Origin of the sequence: Paenibacillus hebaui (assembly GCF_051934385.1) — a bacterium.
Lineage (GTDB): Bacteria > Bacillota > Bacilli > Paenibacillales > Paenibacillaceae > Paenibacillus.
On record NZ_CP196836.1, the window covers coordinates 7,106,479 to 7,123,310 of the forward strand.

General features: G+C 45.2%; 12 protein-coding genes and 1 pseudogene. 5 read left to right on the forward strand and 8 right to left on the reverse strand.

All coding sequences use genetic code 11. From position 1 onward, the window contains the following. Nucleotides 1–740: 740 nt before the first annotated feature. Nucleotides 741–3,599, reverse strand: a complete 2,859-nt coding sequence (locus tag ACR32F_RS31965; protein WP_440114843.1) for an S-layer homology domain-containing protein — start codon at nucleotides 3,597–3,599, stop codon at nucleotides 741–743. 303 nt (nucleotides 3,600–3,902) lie between these two features. On the opposite strand from ACR32F_RS31965, the gene ACR32F_RS31970 reads away from it, so the two are divergent. Then, nucleotides 3,903–5,069, forward strand: coding sequence for a response regulator (locus tag ACR32F_RS31970; protein WP_440114845.1), 1,167 nt, complete (start codon nucleotides 3,903–3,905; stop codon nucleotides 5,067–5,069). 114 nt (nucleotides 5,070–5,183) lie between these two features. Here ACR32F_RS31970 and ACR32F_RS31975 read toward each other — a convergent pair whose 3' ends face one another. Continuing rightward, nucleotides 5,184–5,879, reverse strand: a complete 696-nt coding sequence (locus tag ACR32F_RS31975; protein ID WP_440114848.1) for a DUF4386 domain-containing protein — start codon at nucleotides 5,877–5,879, stop codon at nucleotides 5,184–5,186. A gap of 75 nt (nucleotides 5,880–5,954) precedes the next feature. On the opposite strand from ACR32F_RS31975, the gene ACR32F_RS31980 reads away from it, so the two are divergent. Further along, entirely contained in the window at nucleotides 5,955–6,104 is a 150-nt protein-coding gene (locus tag ACR32F_RS31980) for an AraC family transcriptional regulator (RefSeq protein ID WP_440114851.1), read from the forward strand. 23 nt (nucleotides 6,105–6,127) lie between these two features. Further along, a complete protein-coding gene (locus ACR32F_RS31985) occupies nucleotides 6,128–6,820 on the forward strand; it encodes a helix-turn-helix domain-containing protein (RefSeq protein WP_440114854.1) in 693 nt (230 codons plus the stop codon). Between the two features lie 344 nt (nucleotides 6,821–7,164). Here ACR32F_RS31985 and araA read toward each other — a convergent pair whose 3' ends face one another. The 3 genes from araA to ACR32F_RS32000 all read right to left on the reverse strand — a co-directional run bounded on the left by araA (nucleotide 7,165) and on the right by ACR32F_RS32000 (nucleotide 11,070). Continuing rightward, nucleotides 7,165–8,589, reverse strand: a complete 1,425-nt coding sequence (araA, locus tag ACR32F_RS31990) for an L-arabinose isomerase (RefSeq protein WP_440114857.1) — start codon at nucleotides 8,587–8,589, stop codon at nucleotides 7,165–7,167. A 167-nt stretch (nucleotides 8,590–8,756) separates the two neighbouring features. Beyond that, complete coding sequence (locus ACR32F_RS31995) at nucleotides 8,757–9,452, reverse strand: L-ribulose-5-phosphate 4-epimerase (protein ID WP_440114860.1); 696 nt, start codon at nucleotides 9,450–9,452, stop codon at nucleotides 8,757–8,759. A 1-nt stretch (nucleotide 9,453) separates the two neighbouring features. Next, nucleotides 9,454–11,070 carry a xylulokinase gene (locus ACR32F_RS32000; RefSeq protein ID WP_440114863.1) on the reverse strand — a complete coding sequence of 539 codons (1,617 nt, stop codon included), beginning with the start codon at nucleotides 11,068–11,070 and terminating at the stop codon, nucleotides 9,454–9,456. Nucleotides 11,071–11,488: 418 nt separating this feature from the next. On the opposite strand from ACR32F_RS32000, the gene ACR32F_RS32005 reads away from it, so the two are divergent. Continuing rightward, nucleotides 11,489–12,580, forward strand: a complete 1,092-nt coding sequence (locus ACR32F_RS32005; protein WP_440114866.1) for a GntR family transcriptional regulator — start codon at nucleotides 11,489–11,491, stop codon at nucleotides 12,578–12,580. Between the two features lie 223 nt (nucleotides 12,581–12,803). On the opposite strand, the gene ACR32F_RS32010 is transcribed toward ACR32F_RS32005, so the two are convergent. The 3 genes and pseudogenes from ACR32F_RS32010 to ACR32F_RS32020 form a co-directional block, all read right to left on the reverse strand. Further along, nucleotides 12,804–13,565 carry a leucine-rich repeat domain-containing protein gene (locus ACR32F_RS32010; RefSeq protein WP_440114869.1) on the reverse strand — a complete coding sequence of 254 codons (762 nt, stop codon included), beginning with the start codon at nucleotides 13,563–13,565 and terminating at the stop codon, nucleotides 12,804–12,806. Between the two features lie 344 nt (nucleotides 13,566–13,909). After that, nucleotides 13,910–14,317: pseudogene (locus ACR32F_RS32015) on the reverse strand (pyridoxamine 5'-phosphate oxidase family protein); the annotation flags it as partial. A gap of 220 nt (nucleotides 14,318–14,537) precedes the next feature. Continuing rightward, the gene (locus ACR32F_RS32020; RefSeq protein WP_440120079.1) at nucleotides 14,538–15,434 is read right to left on the reverse strand and encodes a LysR family transcriptional regulator; all 897 of its coding nucleotides are present in this window, start codon (nucleotides 15,432–15,434) and stop codon (nucleotides 14,538–14,540) included. Between the two features lie 197 nt (nucleotides 15,435–15,631). Here ACR32F_RS32020 and ACR32F_RS32025 point away from each other — a divergent pair, with 197 nt between their 5' ends. Beyond that, a complete protein-coding gene (locus tag ACR32F_RS32025; protein ID WP_440114872.1) occupies nucleotides 15,632–16,816 on the forward strand; it encodes an MFS transporter in 1,185 nt (394 codons plus the stop codon). Nucleotides 16,817–16,832 lie beyond the last annotated feature (16 nt).

A 16,832-nucleotide genomic window follows, 5' to 3' on the forward strand; every position in this document is an offset into this window, starting at 1 on the left:
ACAAGCTTTAGCTAAATCAAAAGCTGCCACTCCATTTTGATCTGTAACATGATTATCTTTCCTTGTTATCATAATATCCTACGTTTATGATTAATCCAACAAAGCGATAAAAGGTGAGCATATGAATAAAAATATTGAGATATTAATCGTGGAAGATGACAACGATATCAACAAATTATTGTGCGTCATTGTGAGGAAAAGCGGGTACGTCCCCCAGGCGGCCTATCCATTGCCAAGAGTCTTATGCATAAAATGAAAGGGAAGCTGACGGCCGAGATTCAAACGGATGTACTCACCATCAGATGTGAATGGAAGCTGAATGAAGGAAGGGAACACCAATGAGAATTCAACCTGCGTGCCCTCATTTCATTTGGGTTTTGTTAGTGATTGATCAATCACTAACACGTTCAATGTATCATATTGCTACTGCTGGTCAACAGCCTTTCTGGGAAAAATTCGCTTCTTCGTTTCTACATCAATTCAAGCATATTAATTGCGACGACAACATTGCACAGCCTTCCGCGCGCGAGAACCACCGGGGAGATCTATCACACCCTTGAATTGTACGACCATGTTCAGGCTTAGAAACAGGAGGAACTTTGCAGCATATTTCAGGTGGTTTTGTTTTATCCATATCATGAAGTTTTGCAGATCTTTTTTGGCGGGTGCAACATCACATTTGCCAGTGTTGTGAGACACAAAAAAGGAGGAGGCTGTCCGCCCCCTCCTAATCGTTAATGCTAGTCGATCAACTTTGTAACTTTCAGCAGTCTTTCAACCATGGCAGCTGTTTCCGCACGCGTCATCGCCGCTTTCGGGTTCAACTGCTGTCCTCCGGTCCCTTGCAGGATGCCAGCCTTAATCAATTGGGCTGCGGACTCCCGGGCATATCCGGAGATTTGGTCCGTATCGCTGTAAGAAGCCAGAATTTGATTGATTTCCACTTCGCTCAGCGCCTTCTGCGACTGAACGAGATGAAGGGAACGGGCGATCATGGCGATGCCTTGCTCTCTTGTAATCCGTTCGCTACCGTGGAAACCACCGTCTGCAAAGCCTTTGATAATGTCATATTGGCTGGTAATCGCTACGGCATCATGGTACCAACTCGACGGTGCTACGTCGCTATACGGCGTGTTGGTTACACCTTGGCGCATTAAGCCAAGTCCACTTGCCACAATCGTGGCAAATTCCGAACGGTCGATACTGCGATTCGGGGAGAAGGTATTGTTGCCTGTACCTTCAAGCTGCAGTCTGGCAGCAATATTATTGACGCTCGCTTGTGCCCAGTGGCTCTTCACATCATCAAAATTTTGCGGATTCCAGATGACCGAGTAGCTGCCCTGGCTGCGCAGGTCGTTGATCAGTGCAAAGTAACGGTTGTTAATTTTCGTTATGAGTGTCGGCACATGGAACACGGTACCGTCCGGATTAACAATGACGCCGGTCGTAATTTTGTTCGGATCAATGCCTTCAGGCAATGCGATATAGCGAGGCGCGTATTCCGTCAGTTGATCCGGCTTAACCGACTGGCCTTGGTACGTAAAGTTGATCGATAGATCCACCGGGTTAACCAGCAGATCGTAGCCACCCTTGGTCGCCTGAACTTTTGCTGCGGCTTTCAATGCGTCAGACGATCTCTTGATATCAATATCGACTGCAATTTCGCCAAGCGGCACGCCGTTCCATTGTTTTGTGATCGAACTCAGATCCAGCTGTTTGCTTGGAATCGGATAAATAGCAAGCAGGTTCTCGATGTTCAGCGTGGAGCCGGTATCGGACAACTGCTTCAGGTTTGCTGCGGTCAAACCCACAACCTTAGTGTCACCGTCGTCCGGCACACGGACATTTAATTGCTGTCCGTTGCCTTTAGAGAGATAATCCGATAGTTTATCTTGATCAATCACAACGGTCGTAACGTTGTTTGCCGTTGTGCCCGTAGCGAAGCTGCCCTCTTCATTGTTTACGGTTGTTTTCACGCCTGAAGCCGGAGCAGGTGTTGGTGTTGTTGGTACAGACGTTGTTGGTACAGGTGTAGGTGTCTGACTTCCGGGCGTGCCGGAGTCATCACGAGGGGCACGCGTAACCGTTATGATGTACGTTTGCGTCGTGCCGTCCTGCGCCGTCACAACCACCTTGATCTTGTTGATGCCTACGCTGAGCGGAAGCGATTCGGAAGCGACGCCACTCGTCAACGTAATCGGGCCTTTTACCAATGCGCCTTCGCTATCGTACACGCTCGCCGTCACCGTAGCATAATCAGTATCATATACCGTAGCCGTTACTGTCGTGTCGCTCACGCCATTCGACACGCTTGTCGCATAGTTTGTCGTTTCTGCCGCAAACGCCGGGCTTAACGTGCCGCTCGACAGCGTCAAACCGTCCAAGTCCGCGTTCTTAGTTGATGTACGAATGGATGTTCCTGTACTGATAGCAGACGCCGGCTGCGTCGCCGTCGCTTTTACACGGGTTACAATTATATAGTCCGTATCCGGTGTCAATCCGCTGAACGTCGGGCTATCCTGCCACGTCACACCGCCGTCTATGCTGTATTCCTGACCAGTGACGGCTTGCAACGTAATGCTTGTTGCTGTTTTGCTAACTTCTACCGGTGCTGCCGGAGCCACAACTTCGTTCGCTTGTATATCTTTGGTGGCAGTGATGTTGGTAATGACACCGGAATTATACTCGACAATAACTCCCGGATCTTTCCATGCGCTGCTGCCGCCGTGTGTATTATTTACGGCTAAGTAACCTACTTTATTATTACTCGTGTCTAGCAGAAGTGTAAGATGGTCGTAGTCTCCATTAGACACATAATTAGTCGTTGACTCAAGACCTGTTTGAAAACCCGTTGATACATACCTTGTCACGGCACCAATAGAAGTGTTCCAATTAGGTGTGTAAGTTTTAGTGGCGCCTATAAAGGTTAAAAAGTTCCAGTTTCCCGAAAAGGGGTTTTTAAACTCTCCAAACATACTGGCAATCGCAAACATTTCTCCAGGATTAGCTGGTGCTGGCTCTACAAGATGTCCGTTATTGTTCGTTGCAATCGTCACAGCATCTTTAAAAGTCATGGTGCTCAATCTTTGCACATAGGCAAAATGACGTCCATTGTAGGTGCGCACAGATGTTTTTCCATTTGCCAATGGCGCCCCAGGCGTTACATTTACTGTGACCCTTTGGGTTTGCCCTGAAACTTTTGTAAATGTCATATCTCGAATAACATCTTGAATGTCTTCATAAGTAGTTTCACTTGAAAAGTTGAACACTCTATTGGTCGATGTAGATTTGTCAGTAACAGTGCCACTAATTGTTATACCATTAGTCAACTCGGTAATCCCACTCGGAGGAGTCCCAACATCGATTGATCCATTATTTACCGCAACCTTAAAGTATCCGCCCCCTGCATTAACGACACCTGTGCTTCCAAATGCAGCATTTGATAGCTGATAGGTTGTTTCGGTTACACTCATAGGATCACCAAGATCAAGTGTTGGTGTCTCCGCAGCTCTTACCTCTAACGGGTAAAAAGGCATCATCGTCAATACCATAACGATTGCCATTAGAGTAGATAGCATTCTTCGATTTTTTAATTTCATACTCATTCCTCCATATCTCGTTATAATACATTTTCCTTCGATAGATGTGATTATAACAAAAGCAACTTTACAAGATCTCTACAATTGTTTTACATATTGTTTTCGCTCACCTCAAAATGAAGTACTTGAAGCTAACAACGTAGAATCAAGGAAATTCACCCGACTGTGACTCCTTCTAATTGGACGCGGCTGCGCGTACTCGGACAAGCTCTAATCATCCATTACCAAAATTCCGATATTATCGGTGTGGCAGGTCGAATCATGTCAAAAAACAATGCGTTTTATTATGGAGCGTGAAAATACATGAAGATCATGTTGGTGGATGACGAAGCGCTGGTGTTAACCCAAATTCGGCAAATTCTATCGGGATATCCCGCTATTTCGGTGGTCGGCTCGTTTGGAACCGCGGAAGAGGCTATTAAGCGAATGCCGGAACTTCAACCGGATGTCGTTTTTTTCGATATTCACTTGCCTGGACTATCTGGAATCGAAGCGATAGAGTTGGCACGGGAGGCTTGTCCAGGAGTCGATATTGTATTTGTAACGGCAGATAACACATATGCGGTCAAAGCGTTTGAGCTGGATGCGGTCGATTATTTGCTTAAGCCGTTGTATCAACCACGTTTGGATCAAACGATAAAACGGCTGATGCAAAGAAGAATTCATAAACAGGAAGATATCCGTTCAACGGCGTCTTTTCGAATTCTGTGTTTTCGATCTCTCCGTTTTCAGCGCAGCGGCGGGTCTCCGGAAATTCCAAAATGGCGGACGGCCAAAACACAAGCTCTGTTTGCCTTTCTGCTGCAACAACGTGGCAATATCGTCCTCAAGGAGACGCTTTTGGAGCTACTGTGGCCGAACCTTGATGTGAAACTGGCGTCGAATCAATTGTACACATCGATTTATCACATTAGACAATGCTTGAAGCAAATGGGCGTCGATGCTCCCATCCGCAATATGACTATTCAAGAAGGCTACATACTCGACACAAGCCGCATTCGGATTGACGTCGATGAATGGGAAAATGGTTTGCAGCAGGTAAGCGGTGGAGATTTGGCCGATAATTACTCCGAGCTGCAGCGGTTGCTTGAGCTTTATGAAGGGGACTATTTACAAGAGATTAGTTATGGGTGGTTGGAGGACGAACGCGAAAGACTACGGAAGCTATGGTATCAGAATGCCCGTTCGTTAGCTCAATTCTATGAGAAATCCGCGATGCTGGAGGAAGCCCTGGCGTTGTACGAACGAATTCATGATGTGGATCCGTATAACGAAGAAGACGGCCTTGCGCTAATAAAGCTGTATACGGCAATCGGTAGGCACCGAGAAGCGGAGAGACACTACCACAAGCTGGATCATCTGTTTTCAAATGAGCTACGGATCGGCTTGAACGATAAGCTGGTAAACTGGTTCGAACAAGTGAGAATGAAATCGCTTCCCTGGCGCAATGAAGAAACAGAAACTGGGTAATCCCACGCCTAAAGGCGAGGGTATGAGTCTATTCCCTTGGCAATGGAGCGACTTCTTTGAACATCCTTTTCTTTATAGATCTATCTCCGCTTGTTGATTAATACAATCACTCTATTAAGCTTTTAGTTTTTCTAGGTTTTGCTTGTAAAAACCCTTTACAATCAACCAGACTGCCAAACTCATCTCATAAACACCTACAGGTAGAGCAATCAATCCTTTTGCTGCTGAGAGAGGTTCTACGATACCGAACATTTCTAATAGACCGGCTATGAATACTGATACTGCTGTAATCATACCAAACAGCGCTAACGGTCTTGGCACTAAACCTGTTCTAAAAAGCAAATAACTATACAATGCCGTATTGATACCCAACATGAAATTGGGACCTAACATTGAAGTCCAACGATGGAAGGCCTGCAGCATGTAGCCGATCTCGTGAAGATTTTCTTCACTTGTTATGCTGTTTGCCTCATAATGAACACTAAGCTGTAATAAACCTAATATACTCACCACACCTATTACAATAAGAACAGCTTCCATAAATCGAAAGCATAGATGTCCTAGTGCTAGATGTTCATTGAAGCGACGAAGGTAAGGAAACAACATAACCGCTGTACCTACTGCAGACAGAACGAGCAAGAGATCGTTAAGGACACCGAGTAAAACCTTTGTTCTCAATCCATTTGCCACGGACATATACCATTGTTCTGACAATACCGGCTCATAGGAAATAACAGCGATGACCGAAGTGACCGCAGCTACAATATAAAGAATGCCGATTATGATCCCATTCATTCTGTCTTGCATCATAAACCTTACCTCCTTAGCTAATTAACATTATTGCAATAATTAGAGAACATTCTTATCAAATGGATGGGGGATATTATGGACCATTATGAAGTCATAGAGAGTGCTTTAACCCATATTGAGAACAATTTAGATCAGCCTTTATCACTGGAGTCTGTCGCTAATACCTTCAACATGTCCAAATATTACTTTCACAGACTTTTCTCTGCCATGATGGGTTGTTCTTAAACAATTACATACTTTCCAGAAGATTGAATGCATCACTACAATTCATTCAAACCGATCATTTACCACTAACAGATATTGCCTACCAGCTAAACTTCGGAACTCCATCATCTTTCACCCGCGCTTTCAAACGCCAGTACGGTATTGCTCCAAGCTCTCTAAGAGTAAAAGATATGAACATTTCCCAAACACCCCTCCCTTCAGTGATTAGAAGACCCATTAAAAACATCAATGGTGATATTGTTACCGATTTCACCCTAGCGGAGTTCGAATCCATCAGGGTGAGCGGCATAGCCTTTGAGGTTGACCTGGCAACGGATGACTACAAGACGAAGATTCGATCTCATTCGCACAAACTGTTAAATGACATTGATAAAACAATTCATGGTCCATGTTTTGTCATTTATTCGAATTGTGAGCCCAATTCTTCCCGCTTCAAGGTTTTGTTTGGGATCCCATTTGATATTCAGATCAATAAACCTTTTTATTTTACCGTGGATGTACCTCAAATTTTCTGTGCCAAGTTCAAATATTCTGGCGACCTCCTTGATATAGGTGATGTTCTCAAAACGGATTATGCAAGATTTTTAAAGATTTCTAGGCAGGAAACAGATGATTCACATATTGAACTTATTCAATTTTTTGATGACATCCACAATCTTGATTCGGCCTACCACATTTATGCACCTATCAAAAAGCTGCCTATCGATTCAAATTAATCTTGGCGCTTTAATAACCGTGAACTCTTTTCTGCCCCCATTCTGTTTGGAATATTGGTTTTGTTGAACACAAGATAACATAAATGGCTAGACATACACTTTCCAAATCTTGCTGTAACGAAAAAAACACCTCTTTCGAGATGCTTTTTCATAACTTCGTGATGACATAAGTAACGTCACCTCATGGTCGTTCGAGAATTATTCCCCGGTACCTTGCCCTGGAATGACGCAAAACCTGAGTTTAGCCCCGTCATCCTGAGTCACACCATGATAAAGGGCCAGGGATTAACCCCCGGCCGCAAGGAAAGAACTTGTATGAGTTCAACAATAGCTAACGCTCAACATTATTTGATGACAACGTACTCCAGGTTCACCAGCTTCGCATAGGTCACGATCTGGTCTGTTGTTAAGTTTAAGGAAACCACGGTATGGTGACCGCCGCCATTCTCGATCCAAGCTCTAACCCCATCCTGGAAGTTGGGCTTCACACTCCACAGTACACGGGCTACCGGCAGGTTAGGCGCTGGAACAGTTGGCTCGAATGCGGATACTTCGTTGATTAACAGTTTGTAATGCGTACCGAAGTCTGCCATGGATACCACTACACCTTCTCCGGCTTTACCGTCGAATACGAGACGTGCAGGGTCTTCACGATCGCCAATACCCAGTGGGGACACGATAATTTTCGGCTTGTTGCTGGCGAGTGTTGGGTCCACTTCAAGCATGTGAGATTGAAGGATAGCCTCTTGACCAGCTGCCATCTCATATGTGTAGTCTTCCATGAAGCCCGTGTTTTCGTTATGGGCCATAATTTTCATCAAGCGATCAAGTGCAGCCGTTTTCCAGTCTCCTTCACCAGCAAAACCGTAGCCTTGCGCCATCAGGCGTTGAACAGCCAGACCCGGAAGCTGCTTCATGCCATGCAGATCTTCGAAGTTGGTCGTAAAGGCACTGTATCCACCTTCGTCCAGGAAACGTTTGATCGCAATTTCATAGCTCGCTTGCACACGTACACTGGCTTCCCAAGCTTCCTTGCTGTTCGTGCCATAATCGAATTCGTACAGGTCCGCATACTGGGCGATCAGATCATCGATTTCTTGCTCGGTCACGGCATTTACGTACTGCACAAGGTCGCCGATGCCAAAGTAGTCAACCGTCCATCCGAATTGGATCTGCGCTTCCACTTTATCCCCTTCGGTCACGCCTACGTTACGCATGTTGTCGCCAAAACGGGCTACCTTGATGTTGAAGCTTTCGTTGTAGGCAACTGCCACGTCCATCCAATCTGCCACTTGCTGCTGCACTTCTGGACGCTCCCAGTAGCCAACAACGATTTTGTTTTGTTTTCTCAGGCGGGCATTAATAAAACCATATTCGCGGTCACCGTGAGCGGCTTGGTTCAAGTTCATGAAATCCATGTCAATCGTAGCCCAAGGAATGCTTTCATTGTATTGCGTAGCCAGATGAAGCAACGGTTTTTGCAGCAATTTGGTACCACGAATCCACATTTTTGCAGGCGAGAACGTATGCATCCACGTGATGACACCAGCCACTTCGTCGCGATAGTTCACTTCTTTCATGATGCTTGTGATTTTATCCGCGGTTACGGCCAAATCCTGCAATACGAGCGGGTATGGCAATACGCCGCTTGCGTTCAGAGCATCCGTAATTTTCTGTGCGTTGCCTTTAACCTCGCCCAATGCTTCTTCTCCGTACAGATGCTGCGAACCTACGACAAACCAGAACTCTTTAGCTGCTGTTGCTGACATGTAATCATCCTCTTTTCATTTTTTTATAAGTTGGATAAATGGTGTTACACTGGACCACTACGCAGCCAGAATAATCTTTCGATCAGTGGCTATTCTCGGAGAACCTTGATCCCTTTCTATAACAGGGGATTTTCGTGATAAACGCGAAGCTATGCTTTAGATCACGATTACTTCTGTCCGTAGTACGCGTCTTTCCCATGTTTCCGCAAATAGTGTTTATCCAAAATGCCTTGCGGCAGTTCCTTCGCGAAGTTATTCAATTGACGGGCGTACAGGTTCATTTTGCATACTTCCTCCAGCACAACACTGTTTACGACCGCTGATTTGGCATCTTTGCCCCACGTGAAGGGTGCATGACCATGAAGCAGAACCGCCGGGATCGCCATCACATCAAGCCCGCGCTGTTCGAAGGTTTCGATGATAACACGGCCGGTCTCCGCTTCGTATCCCCGATCGATCTCCTCTTGGTTCAAGAAACGGGCACATGGCACTGCACCATAGAAGGTGTCAGCATGCGTTGTTCCCATTACAGGTACGTCCAGTCCTGCTTGCGCCCAAATGGTCGCCCACGTGGAGTGGGTATGCACAATACCACCGATTTCCGGGTAGTGCTTATACAGTACCGCGTGAGTTGCAGTATCGGAGGAAGGTCTCATCTCCCCCTCCACTACATTGCCGTCCAGATCGACTACAACCATGTCACTTGGTTTCATCACATCATAGCTGATGCCGCTCGGTTTGATGACAAACAGGCCACTATCCCGATCCATCGAACTGACGTTACCCCATGTGAACTTCACTAGCCCATGCTTCGGCAATTCCAGATTTGCCTGGAATACCTCTTCTTTCAGTTGTTCTAACATATTAGTCCCTCCCGTTCTCTACCAGATGATCTACTGCCGCCTGCTCAATCGCAAGGCCGTTCCGGTAGCGTTCGATAAATGCTTCAAACCCTTTGACGTCCGATGCATCCGGCGCAACTTCCTCACCTTCGACATCATTAAATACCTTCTGCTCCAGGAATACATCCAGACTCTCCTGCTCATCCTTGTTAATCAAGTACGAAGCCAGAAGTGCCATGCCCCATGCACCGCCTTCACCCGCCGTGGACATCACTGACACCGGCACGTTCATTGCAGCAGCTACGATCCGTTGTCCGACAACAGGGGTTTTGAACAACCCGCCATGAGCCAAAATGCTATCAATAGCCACATGTTCGTTCTTCGTCAAAATGTCCATACCGATCTTGAGCGCACCAAAAGCGCTGAACAGATGCGTCCGCATGAAATTAGCCAGATTAAAGTTACTTTCAGGTGAACGGACGAACAAAGGGCGACCTTTATCCAGGCCCGTAATGTTCTCACCCGAGTAATAACCGTAGCTCAGCAAACCGCCGCCATCCGGGTCCGCTTCGAGCGCTTTGTTGAACAGGACGCTGAACAGCTTGCCGTTGTCGGCTTCGTATCCCATCGCCTGGGAAAATTCACGGAACAATCCGATCCATGCGTTAATGTCACTGGAGCAGTTGTTGGCATGCACCATGCCGACTGGGCTGCCATCTGGTGTCGTAACCATGTCAATCTCGGGATAAACTTTGGATAACTCCTTCTCCAATACGATCATCGCGAACACAGACGTGCCGACAGAGATGTTGCCCGTACGCTTTCTCACGCTATTTGTCGCCACCATGCCCGTTCCGGCATCACCTTCTGGCGGACAGAGCGGAATGCCTGACTGCAAATCATTCGAAGGATCGAGAAGCTTGGCTCCTGCCTCGGTCAATTCGCCAGCGTTCTCACCAGCGAGATATACCTTCGGAAGAAGGTCCTCGACTTTCCATGGATAACCTTTGCCTGCGATCAGGTCATCGAACTGTTGGATCATGGATGGATGGTAATTATGTGTAGACTCGTCGATGGGGAAAATGCCTGAAGCATCGCCGATGCCAATTGCTTTATTGCCGGTCAATAACCAGTGGATATAACCAGCCAGGGTTGTCAGGTGATCAATGCGAGGTACATGCGCCTCTTCATTCAAGATCGCTTGGTACAAGTGGGCGATGCTCCAGCGTTCCGGAATATTGAATTGCAGAAGGTCCGTCAGCTCTCTCGCAGCCACTCCAGTGGTCGCGTTACGCCACGTTCGGAACGGTACCAGTAGCTCACCCGCGCTATCCAATGCGATATAACCATGCATCATGGCGGAGAATCCAATGGAGCCTATCGTTTGCAGTGTGATTCCGTATTTCCGTTCCACGTCCTGCTTCATTTCACGGTAAGCGGTCTGAAGACCTGTGATGATATCCTCCAGGTTGTACGTCCAATAGCCGTCTTTGAGGAGGTTCTCCCATTCATAACTGCCTGACGCAATGGTCTCGAAACGTTCGTCGATCAACACCGCCTTAATCCGCGTCGATCCAAATTCGATTCCAAGTGAAGTGCCTCCCTTGGTAATCGCTTCTTTCATATCCACATGACTCATGCTCACGTAATCCCCTCTCTGGTCGCGATTTCACATCCGAAGGATGGCATATATAAGATGATGCTTCCAAGCTACATTGGCTTATGATCCATTCATAAATTCGTATAAAGACATTTCTAAGAATGCGCTTTCCTTTTCTGACAGCCTTAGTATATTTTTTGTACGTACATTTGTCAATAATATATAGTAGTTATACTTACAATATACATAATATAAACTCTATTTGTTCTTATAAACATACGATATAGGTTATGCTGTAAGGTACAGACTCCCGTGAAAAAAAGGATTTGTACGGTTTATTTCTCCAAACGCGCTGTAATATATCCATTCCAACTGAATCATGCTAAAATATGTACGTACAACTATGTATATAATGATGTTTTTTTATAGATAAGTAACGATGAAAGAAGTGGACTGTGTGAAGCCAAAGTATCAAGTCATCATTGATGATATCAAAAGCCATATCCTATCAGGAATCTATACCGTAGGGGAACAAATCCCTACCGAATCCGCTTTGCAGGACAGCTACAACGTGAGCCGCCAGACGGTACGGAAAGCCATTTTGGAGCTATCCAACGAAGGTTTTCTAAGAAGTGAGAAGGGTTCAGGCACTTATGTAAGCAATCAATTCCGATCCAGATCGGGCGGGAATACGATGAACAAAACCATTGGTGTCATCACAACGTACATCTCAGATTACATCTTTCCTTCCATCATCCGCGGTATTGAGAGCCGATTAAATGAAGACAATTATTCTTTGCTGTTAGCCAGTACCAACAATGATGTTGCACAAGAGAAAAAGGCACTCGAAATGATGCTGTCCTACGGTGTGGATGGCCTGATCGTCGAACCGACCAAAAGTAATCTCTACAATCCCAACATTGCGTACTACCTGTCGTTCAAAGAGCAGGACGTACCCTTTACAATGATTAATGCCTTTTATGAAGAGCTAGAGGTTCCTTTTTTCTGTCTGGATGACGTGCAGTCCAGCTATCTCGCCACTCGTGAACTGATCGCCAAAGGACATAGCCAGATTGGCATTATCGCAAAAATGGATGATTTGCAAGGGAAGTATCGGATGAAGGGGTACATCAAAGCGCTGGGGGAAGCCAAATTACGTTTCCATCCCGAGCAGGTGCTTTCATTCGATACGGCGTCGAAGCCGGACCTGTCCACCAATCTGGAGACTTTTCTGAACGAAAACAGGGATGCACTGACCGCCATCGTTTGTTATAACGACGAGGTGGGCTTGGAGGTCGTACATGCATGCCGAAAATTGGGGATATCCATCCCAGATGAGTTATCCATCATAGGCCAGGACAATTCGTACATTGCCAAGAACGCGAACATCAAACTCACGACATTAACCCACCCCCAGGAGCAAATGGGCCGCGACGCTGCGGATTGGGTTATCAAGAACCTGCAAGGCAAAAAGGACCTGCCCACCCACACCTACTATCAACCCGTGCTGGTTGAGGGGGAGACGGTGAAAGCAATCCAGGTGGAATAAATAGGTGCGGGATGGGTAAGGGGGCTGCAAGATAAAGTATCGTACGCCTCCAAAGTTGTATTTCTGACCTAACAAATAGGCATTCAAACGTTCTGGAGCCCTCAGTCGGACTGAGGGTTTTGTTGTGACCGAAAAAGACCGTCGACTTCATCGACGGCCTCCTATTTAATAGCAACCACCTGTGTAGCATCGAAATGACCGATTCATCCAAATGAAATCGAATTCACTCCCTCTTATCCGCTTCATCATTTTCCAAGCTTACCATGACGCCTTTCTTCTCAAGCTTTTTCACAACCTGCTCCGCATGTTCATTTAACGGGTTATCCGCCAAAGATACCTCTTGTAAATGGGGTATCGTCTCAAGCACCGCTATATCCTGAATGAGGTTACTGTCCAGATATAGATACTGCAATGTCGGATGATTCTTCAGCGGGGTCAAATCTCGAATTTTATTTCCACTCATAATCATCCATTCTAGCTTTAACTTCTGAAGAGGCTTTAGATCGGTCACCTGATTGTTACTGGCGAGTAGACTGGTCAGCTTATGTAAATTTTTCAACGGCGTCAGACTTTTAATCTGGTTACCGTCTATAAGCAGACTATTCAGATTCGTAAGTCCCGACAGTGGCGAGAGATCTGTAATCTGATTTCCTTCAAGAACTAGAAACGTCAGCTTTGTAAGCTTACGAAGTGGGGTTATGTTTTTTATATTTTGGCTAGGCAACATTAGATCCACCAGGTTAACGGCATTTTCAAGCCCCTGTAAATTGGAAATCCTCTTTTGGGTATCCTCGGCATACAGGGATTTTAATTTTCTCAGATCGCTCGTCTTCACTTCTTTTTTAGCTGATATTTTCAATGTTCCCCGAATGACCTTTGCTAGAGCTGCGTCTTTAATGACGGGAGCAGCCGAGATAATTGTAGTCGGTACTAATACGAGAACTAGAAAGAATACGATCAACTTTTTTACGAATGGAGTGGGCATATTGAATCTCCTTACATGATTTGATATTTAAAATATACCATGATATGGAATGTAATACATTGATTAATATCATCAGCTCCCTTTTGGGAGATAAGATCAAAGTTATTTTCGAATTGGAATGTACGATCATTGAAGACCCCATCTCAGAATCACTGATGGTGATTTCCAAAGGGCTATCATGCGAAATAGACAAATAGCGGCAGTTGCGACAAAGATTCCTTTGTCCTAACTGTCGCTGTTTTATATTGTTGGCTAATCATCTGTAGCTCATAAAAGCGATTTGTAACAGACGTTCTATGTTCAGATGAATGTAATCGTATTTTAGTCAGAACCAATCCAATGTATTATTTATTCCCTCGTCCTGCTTTCATGTCCGCTCTATACATTTTTTCTGCTTCTATAGGACTTTCTTTGGCTGTCATATGGTGCGGAATTACCCTGCATACTTGAACCGGTCCGCCGAATACAGCCGACCTATACTTTTCCACATGCTGCTTGGGCAAAGGGCGGTTATAATAGCCCGGTACATATTTATTCATCATTTCCTGAAGTACGTGAGTGGCTTCGTCCAAATCCGTAATCGGTTCTGCTTGTCCAAAGATCATTACGCTCATATAAGCCGTATCCGTTTTGGCAGGTACCGGATCTGTGATGGTTCCATATTCCTCACATACCGTAAAACACACCTCTGGATTTTCCTTCATGACCTGATTACGTCTTCCATCCCCAGCCCCGTGAAAATAGAGCTTCCCTTGCATTCATAAGATATTCATCCCGCTCCAGTGGCCTTAAACCAAGATACTCTTCAAGAGTGCGGCAAAGACCGGATGGTAAATACCAGTGTTATTAGGGTAGGATATCAATCAATGGATTTCTTTAAAACATCCAAATATCAGGGTTATACGCAATCCATAATTACGGACCCCATGTCGTATAAATAGCATTCTTATGGCATACCTGTGCGAGATTTCTTTAAGTGTTATTTTCCAAAAAGGTTTCTCTGGTCAAGCTCAAGAAGGCTTCGATTGCAGGCGAGATCCACTTCTCTTGATGCCAAAACATCTGGGTTGCAAACGATGTAGCGGTCAAATCCCATGGCAACGGAACGAGTTCTCCCCGATTCACTTCTCCGATCACGGACATTTCAGGCAGTATCGCAATGCCCATTCCTATTTTCGCACATTCTTTAATAGCCTCAGCACTGTGAAACTCCAATTCGGTAATTGCCCCCATGCCCTTCTGTGAAAGACTTCGATCAAAAAAAATGTGATAAGAACATTCCTTCTCCGTCAACAAAAAGGTCTCGCCATGAAAATCTTCAATAGCTAGTGTAGTACGTGCAGCCAAAGGATGATCTGGGGATACCAATAGATGAAAGGGCTCATCCATCATTTTTTCACCGCAAAATCCTGTCTCGCTCTTGTCCTCATCCAGCATAAAAATAATGTCAGAGTCCCCTTCACGCAAGCTCTGTTTGAGGTTCGAATGAGCCAGCGGTCGAAACATTAACCGAACCCCTGGATAGCGCAAACGAAACTGGCGCAATACAGCCGGTAGTCGGTACGTAACCAACGTTTCATCGGCACTTATGACTAGCGTACCCGTCAATTCGCCGGATTGCTTGACGGCATGCTGTGCTTCTTCAACCACACACAATATATTATCCGCATAGCGCAGGAACGTTCTCCCTGCATCGGTCAAAGTCACTTTTTTACCCAATCTGTCCACCAACTTGACACCCAATTCTTCCTCTAGGGCCTTCATTTGCATCGTAACCGTTGAAGGGACATAGTTCTGCACTTCTGCAGCTCGGGTAAAGTTGAGTGTGGAAGCAAGCGTATAAAAGGTTTTTAATTGACGCAATTCCATCAAGTTTTCGCTCCTTAGTTCAAAAAAAATGAAGGTTATATTCAACAACGTTTCTTTGACTTAACAATAGCAGCATCGTAGAGTGATGACAAGGAAGCCGGAAGTCAGTTCATGCTTTAGCTGTGAAAATACGTTTTTTTATATGAAGGATTACACAATTTACTTGCTTGAATGAAACTGAGGAGGAACAGTTTGAAATGAAAAATAAATGGATTATATATGTTCTAGCACTTGCTGTTTTCCTAATCGGAACCATTGAATATATTATAACAGGAGTCATCGAAATGATCGCCGCGGACTTGAGCGTATCTACTTCCGAGGTTGGTTTACTGGTGACTGTATTTGCTCTGGCAGCGGCCATTATTGCTCCGATTCTCATTGCATTAACCATAAATATGGATCGCAAGAAGCTATTGATCGCTGCCCTCAGTGTATTTATTGCCAGCAACGGACTTATGCTTGTAAACCTTTCTTACGAAACATTATTATGGGTGCGAATTATTCAAGGGGCCAGCGGAGGGATCGCTACCGTAGTAGCCATGGCTGTAGCGACACGACTCGTCGAAAAAGAAAGAAGGGGTAATGCCATTGGTATTATCTTGATGGGGCTCAGTAGTTCTTTAGTTCTGGGTGTTCCAGCCGGTACATTTTTTAGCGAGATGTTTGGATGGAAAGTTTTGTTTGTTTTGATCGGTATCATAAGCGTTCTTCCATTGTTTATCATCTATAAAAAGGTTCCTTCAATCAGAGAAGATGAAGCTATTACCCTCAAGATGCAGCTCTCTATTTTAAAAGATTCAAAAATTGTAACAGCCTTAGCTATTACTTTATTTTATATTGGTGGTTACGCTACGCTCTTTACTTATATTACACCCTTCTTACAAGCCGTATCCTCTCTTTCCATAACCGAAATTAGCGGTGTTTTATTTCTGGCAGGAATTTGCAGCTTTATCGGCTCCAAATTGGGTGGGCAATTGGCAGATACAAAGGGATCCAAATTCACCATTTATCTCGGACTCCTGTTGCAAGGAGCAATGCTCCTCTTATTCACTCTAGCTGGTGTCCATATCATTGTATTAATCTTCATTTTGATGATCTTTATGTTAGCGACCTGGAGCATTTCCCCTGCTCAGCAGCTATTTTTGGTCACTCTGGTACCTCGCAATCCAGACATTGCCCTGAGCGTAAATACGTCCTTCATCCAATTTGGTTTTGCGCTAGGATCTGGATTAGGCGGCCTTGTCATCAGTCGTACCTCTGTTCTGAATTTGAATTGGGTAGGTCTGGCTGCTGTAGGCGTTGCATTACTTCTTGCCATCTTACTATTCAGAAAAATGAGCAGTGGGATTGAAACGTCTGCGGTTGCTAAAGAAAAATATTAAATAGCACCTCGACAGT